Origin of the sequence: Alcanivorax sp. DSM 26293 (assembly GCF_900107995.1) — a bacterium.
GTDB lineage: Bacteria > Pseudomonadota > Gammaproteobacteria > Pseudomonadales > Alcanivoracaceae > Alcanivorax.
This window is the reverse complement of sequence record NZ_FNUM01000005.1, coordinates 23,504-36,756: the sequence shown is the minus strand read 5'-3', so window position 1 is coordinate 36,756 and position 13,253 is coordinate 23,504. Positions and strand designations below refer to the sequence as shown.

The 13,253-nt window shown below is 61.6% G+C and carries 13 protein-coding genes; 8 read left to right on the top strand and 5 right to left on the bottom strand.

What is annotated here, in order from left to right:
- The first annotated feature begins 11 nt into the window (after positions 1 to 11).
- Together C4S63_RS10120 and C4S63_RS10115 are read left to right on the top strand one after the other, a co-directional pair.
- Positions 12 to 1,592, top strand: coding sequence for a general secretion pathway protein GspF (locus C4S63_RS10120; protein ID WP_103917493.1), 1,581 nt, complete (start codon positions 12 to 14; stop codon positions 1,590 to 1,592).
- A gap of 63 nt (positions 1,593 to 1,655) precedes the next feature.
- A complete protein-coding gene (locus tag C4S63_RS10115; RefSeq protein ID WP_103917492.1) occupies positions 1,656 to 2,630 on the top strand; it encodes an FAD:protein FMN transferase in 975 nt (324 codons plus the stop codon).
- 36 nt (positions 2,631 to 2,666) lie between these two features.
- Here the strand turns inward: C4S63_RS10115 and C4S63_RS10110 are convergent, their stop codons facing one another.
- The 3 genes from C4S63_RS10110 to C4S63_RS10100 all read right to left on the bottom strand — a co-directional run bounded on the left by C4S63_RS10110 (position 2,667) and on the right by C4S63_RS10100 (position 5,761).
- The gene (locus C4S63_RS10110) at positions 2,667 to 3,284 is read right to left on the bottom strand and encodes a LysE family translocator (protein ID WP_103917491.1); all 618 of its coding nucleotides are present in this window, start codon (positions 3,282 to 3,284) and stop codon (positions 2,667 to 2,669) included.
- A gap of 100 nt (positions 3,285 to 3,384) precedes the next feature.
- Positions 3,385 to 5,256, bottom strand: a complete 1,872-nt coding sequence (locus C4S63_RS10105; protein WP_063508600.1) for a lipopolysaccharide assembly protein LapB — start codon at positions 5,254 to 5,256, stop codon at positions 3,385 to 3,387.
- A gap of 7 nt (positions 5,257 to 5,263) precedes the next feature.
- The gene (locus C4S63_RS10100; RefSeq protein ID WP_062815842.1) at positions 5,264 to 5,761 is read right to left on the bottom strand and encodes a hypothetical protein; all 498 of its coding nucleotides are present in this window, start codon (positions 5,759 to 5,761) and stop codon (positions 5,264 to 5,266) included.
- 125 nt (positions 5,762 to 5,886) lie between these two features.
- On the opposite strand from C4S63_RS10100, the gene C4S63_RS10095 reads away from it, so the two are divergent.
- A complete protein-coding gene (locus tag C4S63_RS10095; protein WP_103917490.1) occupies positions 5,887 to 6,642 on the top strand; it encodes an SDR family NAD(P)-dependent oxidoreductase in 756 nt (251 codons plus the stop codon).
- Positions 6,643 to 6,919: 277 nt separating this feature from the next.
- On the top strand, positions 6,920 to 7,381 hold the full coding sequence (locus tag C4S63_RS10090) for an LEA type 2 family protein (RefSeq protein WP_063508601.1): 462 nt from the start codon (positions 6,920 to 6,922) through the stop codon (positions 7,379 to 7,381).
- 139 nt (positions 7,382 to 7,520) lie between these two features.
- Here the strand turns inward: C4S63_RS10090 and C4S63_RS10085 are convergent, their stop codons facing one another.
- The gene (locus tag C4S63_RS10085) at positions 7,521 to 8,528 is read right to left on the bottom strand and encodes an AraC family transcriptional regulator (RefSeq protein WP_103917489.1); all 1,008 of its coding nucleotides are present in this window, start codon (positions 8,526 to 8,528) and stop codon (positions 7,521 to 7,523) included.
- A 101-nt stretch (positions 8,529 to 8,629) separates the two neighbouring features.
- Between C4S63_RS10085 and C4S63_RS10080 the strand changes: the two genes are divergently transcribed.
- Genes C4S63_RS10080 through C4S63_RS10070 form a run of 3 tightly spaced genes read left to right on the top strand, consistent with a single transcriptional unit; the run spans position 8,630 to position 11,761 of the window.
- Complete coding sequence (locus C4S63_RS10080) at positions 8,630 to 10,087, top strand: NAD(P)/FAD-dependent oxidoreductase (RefSeq protein WP_103917614.1); 1,458 nt, start codon at positions 8,630 to 8,632, stop codon at positions 10,085 to 10,087.
- Positions 10,071 to 11,006: an alpha/beta hydrolase gene (locus C4S63_RS10075; RefSeq protein WP_103917488.1), complete on the top strand. Its 936-nt coding sequence runs from the start codon at positions 10,071 to 10,073 to the stop codon at positions 11,004 to 11,006. Before C4S63_RS10080 ends, C4S63_RS10075 begins: the two co-directional genes overlap by 17 nt.
- Positions 11,003 to 11,761, top strand: a complete 759-nt coding sequence (locus tag C4S63_RS10070; RefSeq protein ID WP_103917487.1) for an SDR family oxidoreductase — start codon at positions 11,003 to 11,005, stop codon at positions 11,759 to 11,761. The genes C4S63_RS10075 and C4S63_RS10070 overlap by 4 nt, the downstream gene beginning before the upstream one ends.
- Positions 11,762 to 11,851: 90 nt before the next feature.
- On the opposite strand, the gene C4S63_RS10065 is transcribed toward C4S63_RS10070, so the two are convergent.
- A complete protein-coding gene (locus C4S63_RS10065) occupies positions 11,852 to 12,304 on the bottom strand; it encodes a 3D domain-containing protein (RefSeq protein ID WP_062815835.1) in 453 nt (150 codons plus the stop codon).
- A 30-nt stretch (positions 12,305 to 12,334) separates the two neighbouring features.
- Here C4S63_RS10065 and C4S63_RS10060 point away from each other — a divergent pair, with 30 nt between their 5' ends.
- Positions 12,335 to 13,198 (top strand): alpha/beta fold hydrolase, encoded by an 864-nt coding sequence (locus C4S63_RS10060; protein ID WP_234999986.1) that lies wholly within the window; start codon positions 12,335 to 12,337, stop codon positions 13,196 to 13,198.
- Positions 13,199 to 13,253 lie beyond the last annotated feature (55 nt).

Genomic DNA, 13,253 nt, shown 5'->3' with positions numbered 1-13,253 from the left:
GGGACAGAATCATGAAACGTAACTTTTTCAGAAAACGTCGACAGCCCCTGCACCCGGATGCACCGCTGTTGAACCTGGGACATGGCAAGCCGGTCAGCCGCCGGGACATGCTGGGGCGCGGCCTGATCACCGGGGCCGCCTTCGGCAGCGTGGGCCTGTTCGGGCTGTTCAGTAATCCCCGCGAGGCCATGGCCGCTCTGTCCGGCGACCTGGAAGGGATGAAAACCGATTGCGGTATCGCTGCCGCCGGCGCCGGCAAGATTCCCTTTATCTGTTTCGATCTGGCTGGCGGCGCCAACATCGCCGGCTCCAACGTGCTGGTGGGGGGCCAGGGCGGACAACAGGATTTTCTCAGCAGTGCTGGCTACTCCAAGCTGGGCCTGCCCGGCAACATGGCACCCAACAATGATCCGAACACCATCAACACGGATCTTGGGCTGGCTTTTCACAGTGATTCGCCTTTCCTGCTGGGCATCCTGGACAAGGCACAGAATGCCGTCGGCAACGTGAATGGTTGCGTGATTCCGGCGCGCTCGGAAAACGATACCGCCAACAATCCTCACAACCCCATGTACGGTATCTTCAACGCGGGCGCCGACGGCGAACTGCTTTCGCTGATTGGTTCGCGCAGCTCGGTCTCCGGCGGCAACTCCATGGCGCCGGACCGCTCCATCATTGCCTCGGCCCGCCCCACCAAAATCGATCGCCGCTCGGATGTGACCGGCCTGGTAGACACCGGCAAACTGGTCGGCCTGCTTGATCAGGCGGATGCGGTGTCGGTGATGGAGTCCATCGCCCGCATCAGCCACAAGCGCATCGACCGTATCGACAGCGGCCTGACCGATGCCAACCGCCGCGACAACCTGCGCAACCTGCTGCGCTGTGGTTATGTGGAAGCGGCCGATATCACCGACCGCTACGGCGATCCTTCCACCCTGGATATCCGTGAGGACATGGACATCCTCAGCATCTTCTCGGACGCCGAACTCAACGATCGGGAATTTGAAAAAACCGCTTCGGTAATGAAACTGGTCGTCAACGGTTACGCCGGTGCCGGCTGTATCAGCATGGGCGGCTTTGACTATCACACCGGCGAACGGGGCACCGGCGAAATCCGTGACCGCCGTGCCGGACGCTGCATGGGCGCCTGCCTGGAGTACGCCCGCCGCAAAGGGGTACCACTGATGATCTATGTGTTCAGTGATGGCTCCGTGGCCAGCAACGGGCGCATTGATGATTCCGCGGAGGGCCGTGGCAAGGGCGAATGGACCGGCGATAATTCTTCCACCGCGGCATCCTTCTTCCTGGTCTACAACCCCAACGGACGTCCCACCCTGAATACCGTAGGCGGCACCGCCGAACAGCATCAGCAGCTGGGCTGGATGCGCCCGGATGCCTCGGTGGAGACCGCCGGCACCCCGGCCGCCAACAACGTGAACTTGCTGGCAGAGACCGTGTGGCTTAACTACATGGCGCTTCATGGTGAGCAGGGCTTGTTCTCGGAGAAGTTCCCCAATCACAGTCTGGGCAACAGCGCTTCCATGGACCGGCTCACCGCCTTCGAGCCCATCGTCAGTGGTACCATTACCTGACCGTCACCGTTGGCGCTTTGCTGGCAAAGCGCCAACATCCACACACTGGTCCCGGATACGCTGATGCTTCGCCCCCACCTGCTGCGCGCACTGTTTGCCTGCCTTGTGCTGCTATTGTCACTCCCCGTGTACGCCAACTGGCAACAGCACCACTGGGATGTGATGGGCACCCGCGCAAGCGTCTCCCTGTGGTCCGAAGACGATGCCACCGACCTGTTCCAGCAACTGGAAACGGAGATGGAACGGCTCAACCAGTTGCTCTCCCCCTGGGTGGACGATAGCGAGCTTGCCCGGCTCAACCGGCTGGGGCACAAGGCACCGCAAACCATCAGCCCGGAGTTTTACCAGCTACTGGAACGGTCTCTCTATTTCTATCAGCTCACCGACGGCGCCTTCGATATCACCTTTGCCAGTGCCGGTCATCTCTATGACTATCGGCAAGGCAAGGCACCGGATGAGACAGCGCTGGCCGATGCCACACGTCACATCGGCGCCGACCGTATTGCCTTGCTACCGGATCATCGCGTGCATTTTCGTTCTCCCGGCACCCGCATCGACCTGGGCGGCATCGCCAAGGGGTATGCGATTGATCGGGGCATCGCGCTTTTGAAAGAAGCAGGCATTGCCCATGCCTGGTTGTCACTGGGCGGCGACAGCTATGTGCTTGGCGACCACCGGGGGCGACCCTGGGAAGTCGGCATCCAGCATCCCCGTAATCGGGAAAAGGTGGCCATGCGACTGCCCATCGCCGACCTGGCCATGTCCACCTCCGGCGACTACCAGCGCTACTTTATCCGTGATGGCCGCCGCATCCACCATATCCTGTCGCCGCAAACCGGCAAGAGCGTTGATGGCCTGGCCAGCGTTACCGTACTGGCCGGCAACAGCCTGGACGCAGATGCTCTCTCGACCAGTGTCTTTGTGCTGGGAGTGGAAAAAGGTCTGGCGCTGATCAATCAGCTGGCGAACACCTCCGCCATCATCATCGATCGCCGCGGTAACGTGGTTTATTCCAACGATCTCACCGCACCGGAATAGGCGGCACTCCCCCTCCCCGCTATTCCCGTTTCGCTCCTAGGGGCGGACTACCAGCCAAGTGCCGGCGCCAATCATGGTGCAGCCGGCGACCATGTTCAGGGGCTTTCGCCATTGGGGATGACGGTGACGGGCAATCCGCTCGGCCAGCAACGCATAGATGGCCTTAACGCCACCCACACTGAAAACCGTAATCAGCAATACCGTAACAAGATACCCGACAGCCGGGGTGTGCATATCCACAAACAGGGGAAACAGGCTCGCGTAGAACACCATCGCCTTGATATCGCCCAGGGTGACCGCCAGCCCGGCCAGAAAGCTGGCCACCTTGCTACTCCCCCTGATGGACGCGCCGCTGACGGTTGTGTCACGACTGCGGATAAGCGTGATGCCGAACCACACCAGCCAGAGCCCGGCGAGAATTCGGACCAGCGAAAAAAAACCACCCAGCTGCCGCGCCAATTCGGTCATGCCCCACAGGGCAAGGCCGGCAAACAGCAGATCTGCCACCACAATACCGGCAGCGACCCAGAGGCCGTGCCCCACGCCCAGTCGGGCAGAACTCACCACCACCAGCGCCACACTGGTACTGGGCAGCGCCGCCAGCAGCATCATTACCGGTATCAGTAACAGTACCCCGTATCCATCCATGGCCATGCCCTGCCATCAATCTGTTGTCCATCAGCAAGGCAGCCATAAAGCCGCTACCCCGGTTGTCCTCGGCACCCTGAGCGCCAGGCGACAAGAGTGTCAGCGCCTACTCTACCGGCGCCTCGACACCACTGGCAGCCGCCGCCGGCTCCCGGCGATTGCGCAACGCCTTGTTATACAGATCCGCCAGCCCCTCATGGGCCGCCGCACTGAACCGTTTCAGTCTTTTGCGGGTTACCGTGACCTGTTCAAACGCCGAGGCTTGCAGCGAGTACTGCTGACGGCGCATGAGTCGCTCACCACGCTGTTGCAAGCTGGCCAGCTCCCGCTCCAGGGCGGGCAGTTCCTGGCGGAAGTATTCCAGCCGCTGTACCCGGTTGCTGGCCACCATGACCCGGCTGCGTAACACCCGGGTCTGATCCAGCAGGGTGCTGATCTCACTGAGCTCCTGCTTTCGTTGCCATTGCCGCGGTACGATATCCTCCTGCATTTCCCAAAGCAGAATGCCTTTGTAGAAATCCAGCTTGGCGGTCATATCCGGCCGTTTGCGCTTGCCCCAGCCACGGGTCTTGCGCTCCGCTTCCTGCTGGGCCTCCCAAAGGCGTTGCTCCTTGTCGGTGGCAAACGGCAGGGGGTCCTGCTCGGATACCGCCGTGTCATAGTCTCGCTGCAATCGGGTCAGGCGCTCCTGAAAATCCTGCTGGGACAACTCCCGAAGCAGGGCCTTCGCCTGGGGTCTGACCTGCTGATGCTTTCGCTCATGGGCGGCGAGCATGGTCTGCATGGCAGGCAGGGTATTCTGCCATTGGGTGAGCAGATTCCGCTGACGCATCAGCTCGTGATAATTGTGCCAACCATGCTGGAATTCCGTGGTGGCAAACCATTCATAAAACGTGGGGAAGCTCTTTACCCGTTTCGGCAGAAACGGCGGCACCGGGTCCATGGCGGTGGACCAGCGGGGCTCACCCACCATTTCCTCAAACCAGGCGCCGCTGGCAATGCGTGCCTCCACCTCCAGCAGGTATTGCTCCAGCCCGTCAAAACGTTCCAATGCGGTCTGGAAAGCCTGACGCGCGGAGCGCTGATCGCCCATCTGCTCGTAAAGGTAAGGGATGGCCAGCTGCGCTTCCTGCACCGTGGAGCGCTGAATTGATTGCCGGTCCAGTTTCTGCAGCACCGGCAGGGCCCGGGCCGGCTGGTTCTCGATCAGCAGGGCACGGGCATAAAGCAACAGGGATACATCGGCAAAGGGCCCTTCCAGGCGCGCGTCACGAAGCAGTTGCAGGGCACGGTCTTCCTGGTCGCTGCGCAGCATGTAGATGGCCAGGGCCAGCATGGCCTTGTCCTTGATGGCATTCACTTCCGGTGCGCCGGGCGGCAGATTGGCCAGCTCCCACAACCATTCCTGGCCCAGCCCCGGGTGCTTGCCATTGATCCAGCTGATCGCCAGGTTGTATCGCAGATAGGCATTGAGCGGGTGATTTTCAGCAAAGGCATCCAGGGATTCCGCCGCCTTCTCATAGCGGCCCAGGCGCATCAAGACCCGTGCCCGCAGACTGAGGTAGACCTCTTGCAAGCCTTCAGGAGGGGTACCCACCTGCTGTTCCAGGGTCTCCAGGGCTCGCTGGTATTTTTGCTGGCGGTAGAAAAGACCGGCCAGATGAATCCAGGCTCGCTGGGCCACCTCGCCACTGACCTGCTGATCCAGCAGGGCACTGAAGACACGCTCAGCATCCTCCGGCATACCGTAGGCGCTGTACATGGCTCCCAGCAGCACCTCCAGGTCGGCCCGGTGCACATCCACCTCCCCCCGCTCCAGGGCCATTTGTGCCCGGGTCAAAGCGGCAAAATAGTCGCCTTGCAGGTAGAGATAGGCCACTTCCCCATAGGCCAGTTCCTGTACCTGATGCGGCTTATCCAGCCGTCCCCAGGCCAGTGAGCTGACCAGCATCAACACCATGGCAGACCACTTCAGCATGCTCGCCTCAGCGCCAGTCACGGAACAGGAGACGGGGCTGCTGTTTGGCCTTATCGTCCTCGATATGCAGCTGCACGAAATGGCGACCATGGCGCTTGTCGAATCGACCGGTCACACCCCGGCGGATCTCGCGGCCCTCTGGCCCCATACCGGTCACGAAAGCAACGATCTCATGCTCGCCGTTCTTTACGTTGGCCAGTGCCAGCCGCTGCACCGCCCCGTTTTTCAGGGCACGCAATTCCCGCTCGGTATAAAGGTGGCTGGCCAGCACTTCACCATCCAGCTCCAGGGTCACACTGTCCGGCTGGAAGTAATGGCCCACATCCAGCGACACATAAATGCCCACCTGGGTATCCGCAGGGAACAGCAACTCCTCTTCCAGAAGCAACAGGCGTTTATTGACTTCCAGCACGTCGCGTTTGAAATCCGCCAGTTCCTTGTCCAGCTCGGCGGCATGAAGCTGGCTGGCAAACAACATCAACAGCAACACTACTACACGGCGCATTGCGCTCCCCCAATCCTGATGGTTTTTTGTGAATCTACCATAGCCATGTCCCTTTGACTGTTGTGATTGTCACAACTGATCCGCTCTTCACGTCAGCTTGTCCGACTAACGGCGATTCTTCCGCCATGACCAGCGAATCCCTTCCCTACCCGGTACTGATTACCGGCGCCAGTTCCGGTATCGGCCTGGCGCTCACCCACCTGCATCTGTCGCGGGGAGACCACGTCATTGCCAGCAGCCGGCAGCCTGACCACTCTCCACTGGCAACATTGAACGACCACAATGACCGCCTGAGGTTGATCCCGGCAGATCTGGCAACCGCCCAGGGGCCGGCCTCACTGGCTGCGGCCACCGCCGGATACACCGACCATCTGTCCCGTGTCATCCACTGCGCCGGTGTCTTGTACGACTCCGGTCACAATCGTTCCCCGGAAAAGCGCCTGGAAGATCTTTGCGCAGAAAACCTGGAATACAGCTTCCGTCTGAACGCCTGGGCCCCCATATTGCTGGCCCAGGGGCTGCTGCCACTGCTTCGCCAGCAACCGGCAGTCTTTGCCGCCATTTCCGCCCGGGTGGGCAGCATCACCGATAATCATCTTGGCGGATGGTACAGCTATCGCAGCAGCAAAGCGGCACTGAACCAGCTATTGCGCACCTTCGCGGTGGAAGCCCGCCGTCGGGCCCCTAAACTGACGGTGCTTGCCCTGCACCCCGGAACAACGGATACCCCCCTGTCGGCGCCTTTTCAATCCCGGGTACCGGAAGGAAAGCTGTTCTCGCCACCATGGGTAGCCGAACAACTGACCCAGCAGCTGGACAGGGCGACCCCGGAACAGAGTGGCCGCTTTATCAATTGGCAGGGGGACACGCTCCCCTGGTAACAGATACAAAATTGTCACACTTGTCGCTTGCCACACCCCGCCGATCCGCGCCACTATCAAAAGGTCGATACACCTCGTGTATTGGCATCCATGCCGGCGGCCCGATCAGGATGCCGCGCCATGCGCGCCCCGCCAGGGGCGCGGTGGCGTGGCGGGAGACCGGGCCGTTCGGCATGCACCTATCCTGTCTCTCCGCGCCAACTCATCCGCCTGCTTCATTGATGCAACTTTCCCGCTATGCTTGCCTCTAACCGGGCCCATGCAAAGGAGTTAGGGAATGAGAAAGATTGCTGCCATCTGGCTGATCATGGCTGCCATGATCACAAGCGGCTGCCAGACACTGGGATCACTGGAAGCTCCGGAGGTCAGCGTTACGGGCATTGCCCTCAATAGCATCAGCCTGTTCGAGCAGGAATGGGGATTGACCCTGCGGGCCCGCAACCCCAACGATCGGGAGCTGACCCTCAAGAGTCTCGACTACGAGATCTTCATCAACGGGGAAAAATTTGCCCGCGGCCTCACCGGTGAGAGCGTGACCCTGCCCGCCATGGGCGATGCCAAGGTCAACACCACCATTACCACCAGCCTGCTGAGTAGCCTGAAGCAGTTACAGAACATCCAGCAGCAACAGGACAAGCCCCTGCAGTATCGACTGGTGGGCAAGGCCCGCGTTGCCGGCGTACCGCTGCCGCTGTCTTTCGACAAGGAAGGCGAAATGACGCTGCCAGCGATGCCTTGAAGTGCCTGAGCGCATAGCAGCCTGATTTCGTTAACAACCCTTGCTGTAGGAGCGTCGCTCGCGGCGCGATGAAGGAGGCCAGAATCGCGCCGCCAGCGACGCTCCTACAGCCTATTCAAGAAACCTCTGTGATAACACGTCACTTCCTCTGCCGCTCGCGCCGAAACCGGGCCGGGGTCTGGCCGGTCCAGCGGCGGAAAGCGTGATTGAAGTTGGACAGCTCGGAAAATCCCAAGCGCTCACTGATCTCTTCCATGCCCAGTCCGCCCAGAATCAACCACTGTTCCGCCAGCATCCGCCGCACTTCATCCAGCAGTTCCCGATACCCGGTACCTTCTGCTTGCAGCTGACGACGCAGGGTGCGGCTGGTGACGCCCAGGGCGGACGCCATGGCTTCCATACCCGGAAAGCTGCCCGGCTGGCTGAGCAGGCGCCGACGTACCTGCAACGCCACCCCGCCCTGCCGATAGCGCTGCACCAGTAATTGCTGGCACTGCTCCTCGCAGAGCCGGGCGGTGACCGGGTTGGCCTGGGGCAAGGGCATATCCAGCAGACCGGCCACAAAGCGAGCCTGGTTGTGTGACTGATCGAACCGGGGGGGCAGGCCAAAAATGGCCGTAAACGGCGCCGGCTCCTGAGCCGGTAAACGCAGGGCCAGGTAAGACAGGGGAATCCGGCTGGCGAACAACTCTTCCTGGATCATCATCACGGCGCTGGCATCCCGCGCCAGCAGATAGGGCCGAATGGTCTCCGGCAGCCCGCTGTCTTCCAGCATCAACACCGCCTCGCCCTGCACTTCATCGAGTCGGATATCCAGAAAGGCAAAGGTCAGATCCAGATAACGCACCCCCAGCTCCACCGCCTGCCGGAGGGTGGGGCTACTGAGCAGGGCAAAGCCCCACACTCCGTAGCTGCTCAGGTGATAACGCTGCCCCATTGCCAGGCCATGCCGGACCGGATCCCCCAGTTGTGCGCAGAGGTTCTCAACCACTCGCCGCTCCTGGGCCCGCTCGATGGTGGTTTCCGGCCGGTGCAGCATGGCCGGGTCGATGTCACTGCCCGACAGACAGGCTTCGGGGGCCAGCCCATGCTCGGCGGCGTAGGCCACCTGCAGACGCACACTGGTGATAGCTCGACGTACATCCATGAAATGTCCGTTTCCCACAATTTTATGTCCCAGAATGCCATAAACAAGGCGTATCCGTCCCGTTAGAGTGATCCTCAATAATGTTTATCGGGATGTTTACCATGCAAGTGACCCACAACGTGGTGATTATCGGTGCCGGCTTCGGCGGACTCGGCATGGCCATTCGCCTGAAAGCCCTGGGCGAAGAGAATATTTTGATGATTGAAAAAGGCCACGACGTGGGTGGCTGCTGGCGTGACAACACCTACCCCGGCGCCGCCTGCGATGTGCCCTCGCATCTGTATTCGTTTTCCTTCGAGCGCCATTACCCCTGGAGCCGCCGCTTCGCACCGCAACAGGAAATCTTCGCCTACCAGCAATACTGTGCGCGCAAGTACGACCTGTACCGGCACATCCGCTTCCACACCGAAGTGGCCGAGGCCCACTACCGTGACGAAGATGGCATCTGGGAGCTGACACTCACCAATGGCGACACCCTGACCACCCGGGTGCTGATCACCGCCACCGGCCAGCTCAACCAGCCCGCCTACCCGCCGCTGTCCGGTATCGAGGATTTCGGCGGCGCCCATTTCCATAGTGCCCGCTGGGACCACGACGTGGACCTGACCGGCAAGACCGTGGCCGTCGTGGGCACCGGTGCCAGCGCCATCCAGTTCGTGCCGGAAGTGGCCAAGGTGGCCGGCAAGGTAAAGCTGTTCCAGCGCTCCGCTGCCCATGTGATTGCCAAACCGGATCGCGCCTACAGCAAACTGGAGCATCAGGTACTGAGCAAGGCGCCGATTACCCAGACCCTGGACCGGCTGCGCATCTATGCCACCAATGAATCCCGGGCCCTGGGTTTCACCTCCTTCCAGAAAGCCATGAAGGTGTACGAGTGGCTGTTCCGCCGCCACCTGAAGCAGCAGATCAAGGACCCGGTCCTGCGCGAAAAGCTGACCCCGGATTACCCCATGGGCTGCAAGCGCATCCTCATGTCCAACGATTACTACCCGGCCCTGGCCCAGGACCATGTGGAAGTGATCAACCACGGTATCAGCTCGGTGGACCAGAGCGGCCTCACCGACAGCACCGGCACCCACCACGACGCCGATGTGATCATCTACGGTACCGGCTTCAAGGCCACCGACTTCCTCACCCCCATGACCATTACCGGCCGTGATGGAGCCGATCTGAATGCGGTGTGGAAAGACGGCGCCGAGGCCTATCTGGGCATCACCGTGCGCGGCTTTCCCAACCTGTTCATGCTCTACGGCCCCAACACCAACCTGGGCCACAACTCCATCATCTACATGCTGGAAAGCCAGATTCATTACATCCTGCAATGTGTGGCGCAGATGGACGAACAGGACATCAAGGCACTGGAAGTGCGTGACCGGGTACAGGACGAATTCAACAAGACGGTGCAGGACAAGATCAGCAATACCGTCTGGGACAAGGGCTGCCACAGCTGGTACAAGACCGAGAGTGGCAAGAACACCAACAACTGGCCCGGCTTTACCTTCGACTACCGCCGCCAGACACGGACCCTGGACCTGAGTGACTATGACCTCCTTCGTTGATCGAATCAGCCGGGCCCAGTCCGGCACCCAGCAAGTACTGGCCGGCGCCCTGCGTCAGTCCCTGGCCATGCTGTTCAAACCGGTGGCCAACCCGCGCTTCAGCGTGAAGACGCAGCGCCGCTGGATGGACATCATGGCCAAGACCACTCTGGTCGCCCGTGATGTGCCCAGCCATGACGCGCCCCTGGGTGACGTGCCCTGTCGCCACTACGCGCCCCTGAATGCCCAGGGCACCGTGCTCTACCTGCACGGTGGTGGCTATGTGGCCGGCAGCCCGGAAAGTCACCGCTCGGTTACCTCACACCTGGCGAAATTCGCCAATGCCCGCGTGGTGGTTCCGGACTACCGGCTGGCACCGGAGCATGCCTGCCCCGCCGCCATCGAGGATGCCGTGGCCGTGTACGATGCCCTGCTAGCAGAAGGGGTGGACCCTGCCACCCTGGTGATTGCCGGCGATTCCGCCGGCGGCGGCCTCGCCCTGGCCACCCTGCAAGCACTGAAAGCGAAAAAAACCGCCTTGCCCAGCAGCACCATCCTGATCTCGCCCTGGGTGGACCTGAGCCTCAACGATCTTTTCGACACCGACCGGGACATCATGCTCAGCCCGGCCTGGCTGGCCAGCGCCGCTGACGCCTATGGCGGTGAAGATCCTGCCCGGCCGGCCTGCTCCCCCCTCAATGGCGACCTGACCGGTCTGCCCCCGGTACTGATTCAGGCCGGCAGCGACGAGATCCTGCTCAACGACAGCCACCGTCTGTGCAGCGCCCTGAACGACGCGGGCACGCCAGCCCGTCTGCAGGTCCACCCGCAACGCTGGCATGACTTCCAGCTCCATGCCGGAGTGTTGGCCGATGCGGACCAGGCCCTGATGACCTGCGCCCGGTTTATCCATAAACACTGGAAGGATGTCAGCGCATGAAACGTATCCTGATCACCGGTGCCGCCAGCGGCATCGGCCTGGCCACCGCCAGACATTTCCATGACAACGGTTGGCGGGTGGGCCTCACGGATGTGAACGACACTGCGCTGGCCCAGCTGGCGGCCACATTGAACCACAGCTGGTACCGGCGACTGGATGTGACCGACAGCATTGCCTGTCAACACGCCTGCCGGGACTTTGCCGAAGACGGCTGCATCGATGTGCTGTTCAACTGTGCCGGCATCCTGCGCATGGGACCCTTCGAGTCCATCAGCGCAGAGCAGCACAGGCAGATCATCGATATCAACGTGACCGGGCTGATCAACATGAGCCTGGCCGCCCACCCTTTCCTTCAGGAAAGCCGGGCGGCGGCGGTTATCAATATGAGTTCCGCTTCAGCCCTTTATGGTGTGCCACATTTCGCCTCTTACTCCGCCAGCAAGTTCGCCGTGCGCTCACTCACCGAAGCGCTGAACATCGAATGGGGCCGACAGGGTATTCGTGTGGTGGACATCATGCCCCCGTTCGTGAAAACCCCCATGGTGGAGCAAGCCAGCTTCCGTCCGCCGATACTGGACCGCATGGGCGTCAATCTGAGTGCCGACGACGTGGTGGCAAAGGTCTGGCAGGCCGCCAACGAAAAAGTCCCGGTGCACAACCCGGTGGGGCTCAGCTTCAAGCTGCTGAAGCTGTTGGACAAGGCGTTGCCCAGCGGCTCGACACGTCTGTTGCTGCAGTTCCTGAGCCGGGATTGACGCAGCTTCTCCGTAGGAGCGTCGCTGGCGGCGCGATAAATGAAGTCAGAATCGCGCCGCCAGCGACGCTCCTACAGCCGGGGGGTCAAGCTACGGCTCGTCCTGAGGTGCCAGGAAGGTAATCGTCACCTTTCTGCGGCCCCACTGCCTGGCCGCCTGTATGTCCTCACCCATGTAAATATCGATCTTCTTTTTCCAGCGCCAGTGCATCTTGTCCTTCACCTGCCAGGTCCCGGGCAAGCCCTCAATCTGCACCTCGGCATTGTAGTCCAGCCCCAGGGGGATCAGATCCCGTGACACCGCAATGGCCTTCATGCCCGGCGTGAGGCGATCGCCCCAGGCGGCCAGGGCATGGTCCGCACCGGCGCCCTGACCGTGCAGGGAATTGTACGCCGTGGCAGTCACTGTCATGGTCACCGTGTCCGCTGCAGCGGGGGTTGCAGTATCCGCCTCGCAACGCGCCACCAGCCAGGTCACCGCCAGCAATGCCAGGGTAAAGGCGCAGGCATTCACTCGCCGTTGCGGGCGGATTGCTAGACTCATTCGATGATTCTCCGTCTGGTCACACTTGTTATGCTTCACGGTCTGCTGTCGGCCTGCAACCTGGTTTCCGACAAAAGGGCGGAGGATACGGCTGCCCCTGCGCCCCTCACCGATACCCTGCGCCAATGGCAACCCGCCGGGGAGCCCGATGCGGTGATACTGGGGTTGCACAGCTTCGGTGACTACGGCGCCGCCTTCGAGGCGCTGGGCCCTTACCTTGCGGATCATGGACACCTGCTGGTCAGCTATGACCAGGCCGGATTCGGCGACCGAATCCAGCAGGGCCAATGGGCCGGGGAGGAACAACTGGTCTCGGAAGCCATCTTCCAGATCGAGCAACTCTATGAACGCTATCAACGTCCGGTGTTCCTTGTCGGGGAAAGCCTGGGGGGCGCCGTGGCGATCCTGGCAGCCCTGGAGGTGCCAGACAAAGTCGCCGGCATGGTGCTGGCCGGGCCCGCCGTACGTGAAGGCATTCGCCTGCGTTATGGCTGGAATGCGGCCATCGCCAGCGCCGCCTTCCTGGCCCCGGGATATCGTCTGACCGTGGACCGCCGCCCCGATGATCCGCACCTGGCAGACCATAGCGCCCAGCGGCTGGCAACGGATCCCCGGGTGATCCGTAATGTGCGCATGGATGCCTATTGGGGTCTGATCAAGCTGGCTGACAGCGCCAGCGACCGGGCGCCCTCGATCCAGACACCGTCACTGTTGCTCTACGGCGGCAAGGACAACTCCGTGCCTGCGGCCGGGATCAGCCATCTTCACGACCACCTGGCAAACCAGGGCGAATACCGCTTCTATCCTGAAGGGCCTCACCTGCTGCTCCAGGGTCCCCGGTGGCAACAGGTGGCTGATGACATCCTCGACTGGATTGATCGCACCCCGCATTAGATTGGCCTCACAGGACGCACTCATACTGGTAAGCTGGCGCAAACCACTGCGGAGC

Excerpts from the sequence above, each read along its gene's own strand:
- C4S63_RS10120 (WP_103917493.1), top strand. The coding sequence starts at position 12 with ATGAAACGTAACTTTTTCAGAAAACGTCGACAGCCCCTGCACCCGGAT.
- C4S63_RS10085 (WP_103917489.1), bottom strand. The coding sequence starts at position 8,528 with ATGGATGTACGTCGAGCTATCACCAGTGTGCGTCTGCAGGTGGCCTAC.
- C4S63_RS10075 (WP_103917488.1), top strand. The coding sequence starts at position 10,071 with ATGACCTCCTTCGTTGATCGAATCAGCCGGGCCCAGTCCGGCACCCAG.
- C4S63_RS10095 (WP_103917490.1), top strand. The coding sequence starts at position 5,887 with ATGACCAGCGAATCCCTTCCCTACCCGGTACTGATTACCGGCGCCAGT.
- C4S63_RS10080 (WP_103917614.1), top strand. The coding sequence starts at position 8,630 with ATGCAAGTGACCCACAACGTGGTGATTATCGGTGCCGGCTTCGGCGGA.
- C4S63_RS10115 (WP_103917492.1), top strand. The coding sequence starts at position 1,656 with ATGCTTCGCCCCCACCTGCTGCGCGCACTGTTTGCCTGCCTTGTGCTG.
- C4S63_RS10060 (WP_234999986.1), top strand. The coding sequence starts at position 12,335 with ATGCTTCACGGTCTGCTGTCGGCCTGCAACCTGGTTTCCGACAAAAGG.
- C4S63_RS10100 (WP_062815842.1), bottom strand. The coding sequence starts at position 5,761 with ATGCGCCGTGTAGTAGTGTTGCTGTTGATGTTGTTTGCCAGCCAGCTT.
- C4S63_RS10090 (WP_063508601.1), top strand. The coding sequence starts at position 6,920 with ATGAGAAAGATTGCTGCCATCTGGCTGATCATGGCTGCCATGATCACA.
- C4S63_RS10110 (WP_103917491.1), bottom strand. The coding sequence starts at position 3,284 with ATGGCCATGGATGGATACGGGGTACTGTTACTGATACCGGTAATGATG.
- C4S63_RS10065 (WP_062815835.1), bottom strand. The coding sequence starts at position 12,304 with ATGAGTCTAGCAATCCGCCCGCAACGGCGAGTGAATGCCTGCGCCTTT.
- C4S63_RS10105 (WP_063508600.1), bottom strand. The coding sequence starts at position 5,256 with ATGCTGAAGTGGTCTGCCATGGTGTTGATGCTGGTCAGCTCACTGGCC.
- C4S63_RS10070 (WP_103917487.1), top strand. The coding sequence starts at position 11,003 with ATGAAACGTATCCTGATCACCGGTGCCGCCAGCGGCATCGGCCTGGCC.